Source organism: Flavobacterium pectinovorum, from assembly GCF_022802975.1.
GTDB classification, from domain to species: Bacteria; Bacteroidota; Bacteroidia; order Flavobacteriales; family Flavobacteriaceae; genus Flavobacterium; species Flavobacterium pectinovorum_B.
In genome coordinates this window covers 20,652-34,307 of sequence record NZ_JAFEVZ010000010.1, presented here as the reverse complement: position 1 = coordinate 34,307, position 13,656 = coordinate 20,652, and the positions used below count along the sequence as shown (strand labels likewise).

Genomic DNA, 13,656 nt, shown 5'->3' with positions numbered 1-13,656 from the left:
GCAGTTAAAATTGAAGTTGTTATAAATGTAAGAATTATTTTTTTTATTTTCATTCTGGAATAGCTTTAATAATTTTTGCTGGAATACCGCCAACTATTGTATTATCAGGCACATCTTTTGCAACTACCGCTCCAGCGGCAACTATTGAATTTTCTCCGACAGTTACACCCGACAGAATAGTTGCCGCAGTTCCGATCCAAGCATTTTTTTTGATATGTACAGCTCCGGGAACAAGCGATTGTCTATTTTGACTGGAAATGGGATGTCCTTCCGAAATAATATTTACTCTTGGCGCAATCAATACATTATCTTCTATAGTAATGCCGCCTAAATCCAAAAAGGTACAGTTAAAATTAATAAAGACGTTTTTTCCTATTTTGATATTCTTTCCATAATTAATATGAATGGGTGTAAATATAGTAGTACTTGGATCAATTGTACTAGTAATAATTTCGCTTAAAATAGAACGGATTTCCGAAGGATCGGCTGTATTATTTAAACGAAGAAGTATTTTTTTTGTAATGAAAGATTCTTCAAGCAGCCTATGAGCCTGAGCGTTTGATGAAGAGATAGTTTCGCCATTCAAAAGCTGTGCAAAAACATCTTCTTTTGTTGCTTTTGTATCCATTTTAGTTTTTTCAATTTTAAAAAATAGTATGACCAACTATTTTAGATTATTTTTAAAAAATGCATCCAGTTTATCAAATGGAATTTTATCTAATCTGTCGTATAGATCAACGTGAACTGCATTTGGAATAATCAAGAGTTCTTTTGGTTCATCGGCAGCTTTGTAAACATCTTCGCTGAAGTATCTTGAATGGGCATTTTCGCCGGCAATAATCAAGATAGGTCTTGGAGCTATTTCTTTAATGTATGCCAATATTGGTATATTCATTATTGAGAAACCATTTGTCTTTGTCCAAGCAGCATTTGAGTTGATGGAACGTTTATGAAAACCTCGTTCTGTTTTATAGTAGTCATAATAATCTTTTACAAATTGTGGTTCATCACCTTTTATAGCATCTGGATTTGGACAATTTCCATATTCTGGTTTACCAGCTTCAGCATCTTTCCAACGCTGTAAACTCATTTCTTCTAATGTTTTGGTACGCTGTTCCAAAGTTACTTTGTCGTAATATCCCTTTGATGCTGCTCGTGGAATATCATACATACTTGTCGTAACTACCGCTTTTATACGTTTGTCAATTGAAACAGCGTTTAGAGCAAAACCTCCAAATCCGCATATCCCTATGACACCAATTTTGTTTCTATCTACATTTTTCTGCAGTCCTAAAAAATCTACAGCTGCGCTAAAATCTTCTGTATTAATATCTGATGAGGCGATATTACGAGGTTCTCCGTTACTTTCTCCTGTATAGGAAGGATCAAATGCTAAAACTGCATAGCCGCGTTCTGCCATTTGATTAGCATATAATCCTGAAGATTGTTCTTTAACCGCACCAAAAGGGCCGCTTACAGCTAAAGCGGGTAATAATTTTGTCTGCGGGTTTTTTGGAAGATATAGATCGCCTGACAGCGTAATTCCATATCGATTGTTAAAACTCACTTTTTGACGTGTTACTTTATCACTTAATTGAAATGTATAATGTTCTTGTTCTGTTTTCATGTTCTTTTTGTTTTGAATCGTTTCTTTTTTCTGTGCGAATGTCTGTCCGATGAATAGGAAAGTCATTGCAATAAATGCTGTTATTTTCATATCAAATTATATTTTGAATTACAGATACAAAAGTAAAACGGCACCAAGTGGTGCCGTTAAAGAATATCAAACCAAAAAATAAGAATTTCAAACTTCGGTGTTTCTTACTGATTTAGGATTGGTTCCTGTTTGTTTTTTGAAGAAATTATTAAAATACGTAGGGTAGGCAAAACCTAATGCATATCCTATTTCGGCAATATTCCAATCAGTATGCTGTAAAAGCGCTTTTGCCTCTGTTGTAATTCTTTCTGTTATATGGGTTGTTGTCGATTTTCCAGTAATTTCTTTAACTGCACGATTTAAATAATTGACATGAATATGCAGGCTTTGTGCATAATGCTGTGCCGTTGTCAGTTTTAGCGGATTATCAGCGTTTTCAATTGGAAATTGTCTTTCGAGCAGTTCCAAAAATATCGAAGCAATCCGGGCAGTTCCGTTTTTACCTACCTTATAATTTTCCGAAGGCTGCAGTTTCAGCGATTCATGGATTATTAAATTAATATAATTGCGTATTAATTCATCTTTGTATATATAATCACTCTGCTGTTCATCAATCATTTTCTGAAAAAGACCATTTAGAAAAAGTCTTTGTTCTTCAGAGATTTGGAGTACGGGAGTACCACCAATTTTAAAGAAAGGAGATTGATGAAGGCTTTCTGATCGTTCGGAGTTTTTCAAAAAATCTTCAGAAAAAAGTATGGTATAACCGATGTACTTTGTAGAAATCGTTTCCCATGAATAAGGAATATTAGGGTTGCCAAAAAATAAAATAGTTCCGTCTTGATCAAAACTTTTATCCGCATAATGTATTTTACTATGGCCGGTAGTAAGGCAGATTTTAAAAAACTCTTTCCGGCTGTAAGTGCGGGTTGCATTACTGTCGTCTTCAATCTGAAAGGCTTTAAAACCTTTTAGTTTAAGATCGTTATTAAACTCAGAAATACTGCGTACTGTTTTCTTTTTCATAAGAGCAAAATTAATAAATTCAAATCTATTACGTGTGCTTATGAAAGACTTAAACTAATTTCCAGTTTTTAAGAAAAATTGAGGCTTGCATAAATTACAAGCCTCAATTGCATATTACGAAGTTAATAGCCTTTCCTCAATAATAATAAAAAGACCCTCACGATAGTTTATAAGCCATTTGTCGTTTTGGAATACGTATTTATCATCATATCTAACGCTGTAGTCTGTTAATACATTTTTTCCGTCAACTTCTCGTATCATTTTTATTTGGGCGAATGATACACCAAAGGCAGTATCATTGTCAATTTGTACTTCATGCTGTCCATTAAGGGTGAAGTAGGTTTTTACCAGCGATGCATGCCCAATAAATTCCTTCTCCATGTTGGTTTTTCCCGAAACTTCTGATACAACGATCCCGCCCATAAAGGCTTTATAGGTTATGTTCGGTGTAAATAATTCCATTTGTTCCGTAATTTTCTTCTCATCTCCTAAAACAGCGTAATCATCTATTAATTTTCTTAGTTTTTCTTTTTTTTCTAAAAATTCTAGTGTCATAATTTTCTATGTTTAAATGTTAACTGCAATATTATTCTGCCGCGGTTTCAGATTAATACTGCTTTTTATCTATTTTCAAAATTATTGTATATTCGCTTACAATTTGTTAGTAGTTACTCAAAGGTTAGTGACTAATCTAAATGTTTGCGAATGAAAAATCAAAATGAAAATACAGAAGTAAATAAAGAGTTTACAGATGAATGTCATAAAGTATTGCTGGCAGTAAGTGATGCGCTTTATGCAATAGGAGGAAAGTGGAAACTTATGATAATCATTGCTATAGCTAGAGGTAATAATCGATTTACGGAAATTCAGAGACAGGTAACCGGAATTTCTGCAAGAGTTCTTTCGAATGAGCTCAAAGAACTTGAGATGAATGGTTTTATCATTAAAAAAGTCGATGTTGGATACCCTGTAACTATAGAATATCAACTTTTACCATACAGCAATACTTTAGAAGAAGTGGTCGGTGCTATGACGAAATGGGGAATGCAACATCGTGAAAAAATAAAAAAGGAAAGAAGTTAAGATTGTACTCGAAACTTATAGGAAATAGATGGAACTCACTAATAGAATTTAGAGAAAGGGAATAGAGAAATAAATCAATTTTTAACGTCAGTTGAATAACAATATCAAAAAATTGCAATAAACCAAAAGAGAAAAAATCTTGTATCCTAAACGGGATTTCGAACCATAATTCAACTTGATTAATTCCCTGATAGCGCCACTTAAAGGCTGTTTATTTCAAACAGACTGTGAATTTCTTGTGAAAAAATCGAACCACAAATATTAAGCTGTAAAGGCTTGAAAAATCTACACATTAGGGCATAAAAAAAAGAGACAACTATTTGATAGTTGTCTCCTTAAGTGCCAACGGGACAAATTTCTATAAATTTTATTGAAGATTTGAAGAGATTGGCTTACAGGAAGTAGGTATTGTCTTTTAGCGGCACTAAGAATTTGGTTTGGATTTCCTGTTGGGGATTGAAGCAAAAATATATTTAGTTTTATGTATTATTTTACCAAAAATAAAAAGAGACGGCCTTAATTTTTTGTAAAAAAAAGATATCAATTCCTTATATTTAAAGTTTTGAGCTGGCAATAAAATGGTAATCAAAATCTCTAATACAATTGACTATTACTATTTTGTCGCATAGTAATTATATAAAAAGCCCTGAAATTTCAGGGCTTAATTGTAATTTATTTTCAGCAAACTACATTTTTGGAAGCAGTACTGTGTCCACTACATGTATGACACCATTAGATTGATTTACATCTGAAATTGTAACTTTAGCTTTATTGCCACTTTCGTCACTAATGTACAAATCTTTTCCATCCATCCAGGCAGTTAGAGTTCCGCCGCTAACTGTTTTTAAAGAAGCTTTTCCTTTACCAGCTTTTATTGCTTTTGCAATATCAGAACTATTCATTTTACCGGCCACTACATGATATGTCAATATAGTTTGTAATGATTTAATATTCTCAGGTTTCAATAATGTTTCAACAGTTCCAGCCGGCAATTTACTAAATGCTTCATTTGTTGGTGCAAAAACAGTAAATGGCCCTTTACCTTGTAAAGTTTCAACTAATCCTGCTGCTTTTACTGCTGCTACCAAGGTGGTATGATCCTTTGAGTTTACTGCATTTTCTATAATATTTTTATTAGGATACATAGCTGCTCCACCAACCATTACTGTTTTTTGTGCAAATGATGTCAATCCAAATCCTAATGCTAGGATTGCTGCTGCTAAAAATTTTCTAGTTTTCATAATTACTTTTTTTAAGTTATAAAGTCATTTACGCTTTAATATTCTTTTTGGTTTTAAAAGAGGTAAAAAATAAATTAAAATGAATACAAGAGGCGAATTGATATATTAATAATGAAAGCTCCAATATTCCCTATTGTTATTTTAGCATTATTCAGCCCACTCATTAATCCAGTTGCTAACAGTCTGGCACCACCTCTGGTCGTCATTCAAACAGGGAATAGCCAGGAAATTTTCCCCTCCATTTTTCTCAAAATCTTCTTTGGCACGCATGGCGATTTCTTCGAGCGTTTCTAAACAATCCGAAACGAAAGCTGGTGTTACAACAGCCAGATTTTTAATTCCTTTTGCCGGCATTTTGTCAATTTCAATATCAGTATAAGGCTCCAGCCATTTATCTCCAGCTAATCGCGACTGGAAAGTTAAGCTGTATTTATCCTCGGGAAGACCTAATAATTGTACAACTTGTCTTGTGGTTTCATAGCATTGGTGACGATAACAGAATTCATGTGCCGGAGATTGCGTGCTGCAGCAGGAACCGTCAATTTTACAATGCGATTTGGTTACATCTGTCTTGCGGATGTGACGTTCCGGGATTCCGTGATACGAGAATAACAAATGATCGTATTGAAATCCGGCTAAATGTTTCTGAATTGAATCCGCAAGATTACGGATATAATCCGGTCTGTTATAAAAAGCAGGAACAGCTGTAAATTTGATGTGTGGGAATTTCTTCTTGCGAATTTCTTCTGCTTTTACTAAAATAGTCAAAGTTGAAGCCATTGCATATTGCGGATATAAAGGAAAAAGCATTACATCTGTAACTCCTTTATCACTTAATTCCTGAAGTCCTTTTTCGATGGTCATACTTCCGTAACGCATTGCTAAAGAAACTGGAACGTTTACAAGAGGCTGCACTTTTTTCTGCATTCTTTCTGAAAAAACAACTAATGGCGAACCTTCTTCCCACCAAATTTTCGCATAAGCGTGCGCTGATTCTTCTGGTCTTTTTCTTAAAATAATACCGCGAACTAATAATGCTCTCAATAAATACGGAACATCGATCACGTATTTATCCATTAGAAATTCATCTAAATACGGTTTTACATCTTTTGGTGCGGGACTTTTGGGAGATCCCAAATTTACTAATAATACGCCTTTCATTATCGTTTTTGTTTTAAGCTTTGTTCAAACTCAGTGCTTGCCGTTTCTTAGAAATTAATCAATATATTTTTATTTATGCTCTAATTTATAAAAGCGATACTGTTTTTATGATTGGTGTTAATGGACATTAGATATCTTTTTGGGGTTGTGGAAAATTTTTTCTTGAATCCCGCAATAAAGTGGCTTCCGGTGCTGTATCCTATTTTCAGCCCGACTTCATTTACATTGTAAGAACCGCTGTCCAATAGTTTTAAGGCGAAATCCATTTTGTAGTCAAACAGAAAACCGTATACCGTATCACCATAAATTTGTTTGAAGCCTATTTTTAATTTTTTCATATTCAGTCCAATTTCATCTGCCAGCTGCTGCAATCCTGGCGGTTCGGCCATATTAGCGATAAGTATTTCTCTGGCTTTTTTGATTTTCAGGACGTTATCTTCATCAATCAAAAACGGACATTGCACTGCGTTTGGATCTTCCATTTTATTGAAATACAAACTCAATAATTCATATCCTTTTCCTTTATAATAAAGGTTCTTTAGGGAAGGATGAAGGCTGTAATGAAATAACTGGCTCAAAACAACAGCCATAGAAGGACAGATGGTCCCTTCGGCATTATACTTTTTTTTCTTCTTATCGGGGCTTAAAATAGAAATATAATCTGCTTGAACGGAAAATAACGAGTGAAATTTATTAATCGAAACAATAACAGAAATCACCCATGAATTTGGAGAAAGTTCTACCTTAAGCAATGACTGATGCTGCAGATTGCACAAAATCAGTGATTTTTCCTCTTTCAATTCTAAAGTGCAATGATCCTGACTGGACAAAAAAAATGCATTGCCTTTTAGTCCGAAATGAAACTGTATCAGGCCGGCACCTATTTCGTGCTGTGCAAAAAAAGATTCTGAACTGTCGTTCTGGAAACGAATAAGGGTAAGACCGTCCTCAATTTGTATTTCTTCCTCCATTTTTTTGATATAAAAATTACTGACTTTTCAAGATAGTGTTTAGGAGGTTATTGTCTTTTTGTACCTAAGACTGCGACAACCTGGATATTTATTTTATTGGAAAGCTTGCTTTTAACCAAATTTGGGATTTCAATATTAAAATCACTGGCATTTACGCTGAAATTACATGAAATGCTGACACCTGATGGTGATCTGCTTATCTTTGCAGCTGTATTTATATCCCTGGATTTACCGTGAAGTTCTAATTTGCCTTTAATAATAAAATCCTTAGCATCTGCGCTTAAACTTTGAAGATCAAATCCTTCTATTTTTCCTTTAAATACGGCTTTTGGATATTGGTCACTTTCGATGTAATTTTCATTAAAGTGCTCTTCCATTAAAGCAACCTTAAACTGGAAACCTTTCATCAGGGCTAAACTTGCAATCTCTCCTGTTGCTGGATTCAAAACAAAAGTAACATTCCGATTTACTGCTTTAACTTCTTCAAAAGAAGGAACGGAAGCTTCAAAAGTAACTTTTGCCGATTTACTGACCATTTTTTCTTGTGATACGCCAATGGCGCAAACGCATAACATTGCAATGAGTATGATTTTTTTCATTATTTTGTTTTTTATTTTTTTATAAAATCATTCTGTTTTTGGCTTTTATTTTAAAACCGCAATAATTTGAATCTTGACTTTATTATCCAGTTTATATTTAATAAGCGACGGAATTGGAATGTTAAAATCACTTGCATTTACTTCAAAATCAGAAATAAAAGTGATTCGCGAACCTGATCTTGTAATTTTTGCATCGGCATTTATATCCTTAGATTTTCCATGCACTTCTAATTTTCCTTTTACGGTGTAATCTTTATAATCGTCTGTTAGATTTTTAATGTCGAAATCTTCAATTTGTCCTCTAAAAATGGCTTTTGGATATTTATCGGTTTCCATATAATTTTCATTAAAATGCTCTTCCATTAATGCCATTTCAAATTGAAATCCCTTCATTAAAACCAGACTTGCTACTTCTCCAGTTGCGGGATTTAAAACAAAAGTTACATTGCTGTTAGTTCCTGCAACCGGCTGAAAAGAAGGTACTGAAGCTTCCAGAGTTATTGTTGCAGATTTAGTTATTATTTTCTCTTGCGAAAAAACAATAAAAGAAGCCAATATCATTGGCATTATTATGATTTTCTTCATGTTGCTGTTATAGATTATTTTTCTAATAATCCATCTTGATTCCATTTATTTATAATATCAATAGTTGCTTGAGGTAATCTTGGTCCGCCTTGCGGCATTAAGGAACTATCTCCATTTTCTAAAGAAATTCGTGTAAGCAATCCTCGGTTTAAAACTGCATTTTTCACCTGTTCATAAGTAACTAAAGACATTGGTGCTCCATTTTTAGGAACAGCTGCATGACATACAACACAATTATTATCGATAATAGATTTTACATTTTGATTGTATGTTGCCAAACCATTAATTGGTGTAGAGTCAATTAAGGTACTTGGATCATCATTGGCACAACTTACAAAGATTGAAGCTAATGTTGAGATGGCGAAAAGGGTTTTTAAATTCATAAGATTGGTTTTTAGTTATAAATAAATGCATGATTTTAAGAATCATCAGGCATTTCAAAATCATATACGTTGAAAAGAATAATACAGATTTGGCAAGAGGCATATTTAATAGCCTAAATCCAATAGGTGTTTTTTAACGTAGATAATTTGAAATACTAAAAACCAGTTATGAGAAAAAAAATACTAACTACAATTTCCCTTTTTATAATAATCGGAATTTCGGCGTGTCTCTACATCTACAAAGGGCATAGAGATATAGAATCAGAAACTGCCGATTATGTTGTAACCGTTAACGAACTAGAAAGAGAGTTTACTTCAAACGATAGTCTGGCTTACATCAAATATCAGGACAAAACAATTGAATTATCTGCACGAGTAACCAGTATTGATAAAGCCAGTAATGGAATTGTTATGAGCGAAAAAATATTTGTGACATTTAAAAACCGTTTGCCGCAAAATATTATATCTGGGAAAAACATCAAGATTAAAGGGCGTTTTTTAGGATATGACGAATTGCTCCAGGAATTTAAAATAGATCAATCTTCAGTTGTACACTAATACAAATAACAATTTAAAACTAACCTCATGAAAAACTTTATTCTATTATTTTTTTTATTTCCGCTTTTAACCTTCTCTCAAACTGATTTGTTGTCTGGAGTAGAAACACCATCTGCAAAAGAAAAAGTGACATCTGCATTCAAAGCTTTAAAAATTGTTAACCTTGAGTCTACAAAATTGGCTGCCAAAGGCGATTTGTATTTTGTTGTTGCACACCGATTTGGTTCTATTAAAGATGGTTTTGAAGGTTTCTACGGATTGGATAATGCCAATACACAAATAAAATTTATTTACGGTTTAACAAATGGACTTAATGTAAGTGCGGCCAGAAGTGAATTTGCTTATGATTTTGCAACAAAATATATGTTGTTTCCTCAAATAAAAGATGGATTTCCGGTTACTATTGCCGGGTTTAATAGTTTGTCTATTAATAACACATTAAAAGAAAGTCTGTATCCGAAACTTCAATTTAAAGACAGGCTGACTTATGTAGCACAACTGTTAATTTCCAGAAAATTTTCTGAAAAGCTGTCTTTAGAAATTGTGCCGTCATTCTTTCATCAAAATTTTGTTGAAGACGTAGATCAAAGCAATACTCAATATGCCATAGGATTTGGAGGCAGATATAAATTTGCTAAGCGCTGGTCTTTAAATATGGATTATGCGGCGCATTTAAACAGAGCACCAAATTCACTTTATAAAAATCCGCTATCTATAGGTTTTGATTTAGAAACTGGCGGGCATGTTTTTCAAATGCATTTTACCAGCTCTCAAGCAATTGATGAAGCTGGATATCTTGGAAGAACCACTGGCGACTGGACAAAAGGAGATATATTTTTTGGATTTAATCTTGCCAGAGTTTTCTAGTATCTGCTTTATAATTAAATTATTAGGTAATTACTGTATTTAAAATGATTCTAAATTGATCGATTTGCAACTATTTCTAAAACCGCAGCTCTGAAGTACACGTAGATAATTTTAAAACCATAAAAAATTATGAAGACTAATAAAATAATCAAAAAAGGACTTTTAATTCTGAGCGGAATATTTGTACTGTTTGTCGCGATTTTGCTTTTTCACATTATAACGGCCAAACCGCCCGTTTATGACACCCCAAATCTTCAGGTAAGCAGAATCGATTTTAAATCAGATATTGATTCTCTGCAGGCCAGAAAAATCTGTGCCGACTTAAGAAGCATAAAAGGCCTGACATCAGACTCTATCATCGTTAAAAGAAATGTTGTGGTGTACTTCCACAATAATAAAATTACAAACTCTGAGAAAGTTTTCAACGAGTTGATGGCTAAAGGACGTTATGGTGCCCAGCGTTATATTTTACCAGCCAATTTAGCAAACAAAGAAGTCTGCCCCATGAATCAAAATAGTTTGAGCTATAGACTGTCTCAAAAGATAAATCGTTTTTTTAATTAACCCTTTAATACCTTTAAATTTATGAAAATTTATTCAAAACTTACACTTAGTGTATTACTTGCTGCATCTGCAGCTATGATTTCCTGCAGCAATAATGACGACGAAACCCCAGCACCTCCTGTAAAGGCATCAATCTATGAACGCTTAGGCGGGACTAAAATGGTTGCCGATCCGGATAATTCAGGTCAGATGATCGAGCAGGGACGTTTGAGTTTCCGAAAAGTCGTAAATTCAGCTATAGGATTAATTGTTGCTGACGTTCAATCGAATGCTGCAGGAAACCTTCAGGCACATTTTGCCCCTTTGTTGGCAGAAACTGGAACTACCCAGTCTACTAATATTGCTAAATTATCAGATAATCTGACTGATTTCTTTTCATTTAACACGGGAGGCACCAATGCTGTAAATACATATTCCGGTTTGAACATGGTTGCTGCTCATGATCCTGCAAAAAATCCTCGTATGGGAACAAAATCCAGCAGTGCGGATTATACAAAATTCGAAGGGTATGTAGGGGCTGCTGCCAATGCAAACGGTGTTGCTTCAAATACAGAGCTTTATACTGATATCGTTGCTGTATTGGAATCATTGAGAACTCCTATAGTTCAAAAATAATTTTCTTCTCAAAACGCTGCCTTATTAAGGCAGCGTTTTATATTTCATTACTATTTGCAGTGCCGGACTCTTAATATTATACAATCAGTATATAAATATTTTGAAACTCTGATTTCTTGTATAATGGCATGAATTATATAAAATTGCCAATTTGAATCCATTTATTCCACAGCGATATATTAAATCCTTCTGGCGTTGTTATATATAAATTAGTTAGTAATATTTTTTTGAACTTTTTAAGCAGAGCATAAATATGGAAAATTTTAATATGTCCAGATCCACTACTTTTTACGCATTAGGGTTAAGCTATAAGAAAGCAGATGCAGCAATTAGAGGAAAATTTAGTTTAGATACTAAAGCGCAATCTGATTTATTGATGCAGGCCAAAGCGGAAGGTATAGAATCATTAATAGTTACTTCTACCTGCAATAGAACTGAAATTTATGGTTTTGCCCATCATCCTTATGAGCTCATCAAACTGCTTTGCGAAAATAGCAATGGATCTGTAGAAGAATTTCGGCAAGCTGCTTATATATATAAGAATGAAGAAGCTGTCAGCCACATGTTTCGGGTAGGAACAGGTTTAGACAGTCAGATTCTGGGTGATTTTGAAATCATCAGCCAGATTAAAACCGCCTTTAACAATAGTAAACGGGAAGGTTTGGTCAATACATTTCTGGACCGGTTGGTAAATACAGTTATTAAGGCGAGCAAAAAAGTTAAAACGGAGACGAAAATTTCTTCTGGTGCAACTTCAGTTTCTTTTGCATCAGTGCAGTATATTATCCGAAATGTGGCGGATATTGGAAACAAAAATATTTTGTTATTCGGAACGGGGAAAATAGGAAGAAATACGTGCGAAAACTTAGTAAAACATACTAAAAACAGCCATATTGCCCTTATAAACAGAACAAAAAACAAAGCCGAATTACTGGCTAGCAAGCTGAATGTTATTGTAAAAGATTATGCTGATTTAAAACAGGAACTGCAGCAGGCCGATGTGCTGGTTGTAGCTACAGGAGCACAAAATCCGACTATTGACAAAACATCGCTTGCTTTACAGAAACCCTTATTGATCTTGGATTTATCCATCCCTCGCAATGTAGATACCAATGTAGAAGAAATCCCCGGTGTAACTTTGATACATCTGGATGATTTATCTCAAATTACTGATGACACGCTAGAAAAGAGAAAACAGCATATTCCTGCTGCGGAAGCCATTATTGATGATCTGAAATTAGAACTGAATACCTGGGTGAACGGCCGAAAATGTGCTCCGACTATTCATGCCTTAAAATCCAAGCTAAATGATATTGTATCAGCAGAATTTGCTTTTCAAAAAAAGAAAACAACCCATTTTGATGATGCACAGATGGATTTAATCAGTTCAAGGATTATTCAAAAATTAACAAACCATTTTGCATCCCACTTAAAAAATGAAAATACTTCAGTAGATCAAAGTATTGAATTTATTGAAAAAGTATTTCAGATAGGACAGCTTGCACCGAATAAGACTTCTTCACCAATAGAAAAAAAATACAAAATCAATCTGTCATAAATGCTTAATCAGCTTCATTTTCAGAGCTATAGCAAAGTTCTGAAACAAGCGATACAAAAATAGAACCCGTCAGCTGCGCTGTACGCTGCGACGGGCTTGTCCATAAACATAATCTTCCAAAAAATGTTTACTTAATTCTGCATGGGAGTAATCAATTCCTCATTTGGTAAAGTTAGACTAATTAATTTGGGTGATAATTACATGATTATTAATTAATTTTATCATTACCTTGTTTACTATAAATAATATGAGATCATTGATCCATATTATAAAAAAGGCAGGCCGGCGTGCCAGCTTGAGTAGTAAACTAATTTTCTGCCCCAGCTGAGCAATAATTGATAATAAGAGAATGAGAGCGGAAAATTCAATAAATGATAAATAGTTAACGATTTAATGGGTTTTCATTATTTCAATTAAATAGAAATTTAAATAATAAGAGTATGGGTCTATTCTATTTTTGGCGTTCGAATCCTGTTAACTTTTAACTTACGCTAAGTTTCAATTTATCTTATTTTTCAAGTGAATTTGGAAGATTACTATTTGAAATTGTTGGTCAAAAACAGTTTATAAACATCCTCGAGGGTTAAACGCTAAAAAACGTTAAGCTTAAACTTTTTAATTAAATAAAGTATCAGTCGAAAGTATCTAATTATTGAAAGAATGCTTTAAAATTCTACTTTGGCTACACAAATTTAAACTATTATCATGAGAAACTATTCAAATCAAAATTTGACGATGATTTTAGATTTTTTTACTATGGCTAAGGGGTTTGGTTAAAGTTCCGCCAG

The 13,656-nt window shown here is 33.7% G+C and carries 16 protein-coding genes; 6 read left to right on the top strand and 10 right to left on the bottom strand.

All coding sequences use genetic code 11. The features are described 5' to 3' along the window. Positions 1–49 precede the first annotated feature (49 nt). From FLV_RS14465 to FLV_RS14450, 4 genes are all read right to left on the bottom strand, one after another. The gene (locus FLV_RS14465) at positions 50–628 is read right to left on the bottom strand and encodes a sugar O-acetyltransferase (RefSeq protein ID WP_243234850.1); all 579 of its coding nucleotides are present in this window, start codon (positions 626–628) and stop codon (positions 50–52) included. Between the two features lie 36 nt (positions 629–664). Further along, a complete protein-coding gene (locus FLV_RS14460) occupies positions 665–1,717 on the bottom strand; it encodes an alpha/beta hydrolase (RefSeq protein ID WP_243234849.1) in 1,053 nt (350 codons plus the stop codon). A gap of 87 nt (positions 1,718–1,804) precedes the next feature. Then, the gene (locus FLV_RS14455) at positions 1,805–2,683 is read right to left on the bottom strand and encodes a helix-turn-helix domain-containing protein (RefSeq protein ID WP_243234848.1); all 879 of its coding nucleotides are present in this window, start codon (positions 2,681–2,683) and stop codon (positions 1,805–1,807) included. A 114-nt stretch (positions 2,684–2,797) separates the two neighbouring features. Next, the gene (locus tag FLV_RS14450) at positions 2,798–3,238 is read right to left on the bottom strand and encodes a nuclear transport factor 2 family protein (protein ID WP_243234847.1); all 441 of its coding nucleotides are present in this window, start codon (positions 3,236–3,238) and stop codon (positions 2,798–2,800) included. A 150-nt stretch (positions 3,239–3,388) separates the two neighbouring features. Between FLV_RS14450 and FLV_RS14445 the strand changes: the two genes are divergently transcribed. After that, positions 3,389–3,766, top strand: a complete 378-nt coding sequence (locus FLV_RS14445; protein WP_243234846.1) for a winged helix-turn-helix transcriptional regulator — start codon at positions 3,389–3,391, stop codon at positions 3,764–3,766. Between the two features lie 686 nt (positions 3,767–4,452). Here the strand turns inward: FLV_RS14445 and FLV_RS14440 are convergent. The 6 genes from FLV_RS14440 to FLV_RS14415 all read right to left on the bottom strand — a co-directional run bounded on the left by FLV_RS14440 (position 4,453) and on the right by FLV_RS14415 (position 8,706). Further along, positions 4,453–5,007, bottom strand: coding sequence for a fasciclin domain-containing protein (locus tag FLV_RS14440; protein ID WP_095955070.1), 555 nt, complete (start codon positions 5,005–5,007; stop codon positions 4,453–4,455). A 147-nt stretch (positions 5,008–5,154) separates the two neighbouring features. Beyond that, on the bottom strand, positions 5,155–6,168 hold the full coding sequence (hemH, locus tag FLV_RS14435) for a ferrochelatase (protein ID WP_243234845.1): 1,014 nt from the start codon (positions 6,166–6,168) through the stop codon (positions 5,155–5,157). Positions 6,169–6,248: 80 nt separating this feature from the next. Further along, complete coding sequence (locus FLV_RS14430; RefSeq protein WP_243234844.1) at positions 6,249–7,139, bottom strand: AraC family transcriptional regulator; 891 nt, start codon at positions 7,137–7,139, stop codon at positions 6,249–6,251. Between the two features lie 47 nt (positions 7,140–7,186). Continuing rightward, on the bottom strand, positions 7,187–7,738 hold the full coding sequence (locus tag FLV_RS14425) for a YceI family protein (RefSeq protein WP_243234843.1): 552 nt from the start codon (positions 7,736–7,738) through the stop codon (positions 7,187–7,189). A gap of 45 nt (positions 7,739–7,783) precedes the next feature. Continuing rightward, the gene (locus FLV_RS14420) at positions 7,784–8,323 is read right to left on the bottom strand and encodes a YceI family protein (protein WP_243234842.1); all 540 of its coding nucleotides are present in this window, start codon (positions 8,321–8,323) and stop codon (positions 7,784–7,786) included. 14 nt (positions 8,324–8,337) lie between these two features. Then, on the bottom strand, positions 8,338–8,706 hold the full coding sequence (locus FLV_RS14415; protein ID WP_243234841.1) for a hypothetical protein: 369 nt from the start codon (positions 8,704–8,706) through the stop codon (positions 8,338–8,340). 168 nt (positions 8,707–8,874) lie between these two features. On the opposite strand from FLV_RS14415, the gene FLV_RS14410 reads away from it, so the two are divergent. The 5 genes from FLV_RS14410 to hemA all read left to right on the top strand — a co-directional run bounded on the left by FLV_RS14410 (position 8,875) and on the right by hemA (position 12,868). Beyond that, positions 8,875–9,264 (top strand): OB-fold protein, encoded by a 390-nt coding sequence (locus FLV_RS14410; RefSeq protein WP_243234840.1) that lies wholly within the window; start codon positions 8,875–8,877, stop codon positions 9,262–9,264. Positions 9,265–9,291: 27 nt separating this feature from the next. Further along, positions 9,292–10,131, top strand: a complete 840-nt coding sequence (locus FLV_RS14405; protein ID WP_053471240.1) for a DUF5777 family beta-barrel protein — start codon at positions 9,292–9,294, stop codon at positions 10,129–10,131. A 129-nt stretch (positions 10,132–10,260) separates the two neighbouring features. Then, positions 10,261–10,695: a hypothetical protein gene (locus FLV_RS14400; RefSeq protein ID WP_243234839.1), complete on the top strand. Its 435-nt coding sequence runs from the start codon at positions 10,261–10,263 to the stop codon at positions 10,693–10,695. A 21-nt stretch (positions 10,696–10,716) separates the two neighbouring features. Further along, positions 10,717–11,310 carry a hypothetical protein gene (locus tag FLV_RS14395; RefSeq protein WP_243234838.1) on the top strand — a complete coding sequence of 198 codons (594 nt, stop codon included), beginning with the start codon at positions 10,717–10,719 and terminating at the stop codon, positions 11,308–11,310. A gap of 253 nt (positions 11,311–11,563) precedes the next feature. After that, on the top strand, positions 11,564–12,868 hold the full coding sequence (hemA, locus tag FLV_RS14390) for a glutamyl-tRNA reductase (RefSeq protein WP_243234837.1): 1,305 nt from the start codon (positions 11,564–11,566) through the stop codon (positions 12,866–12,868). Positions 12,869–13,656: the final 788 nt, after the last annotated feature.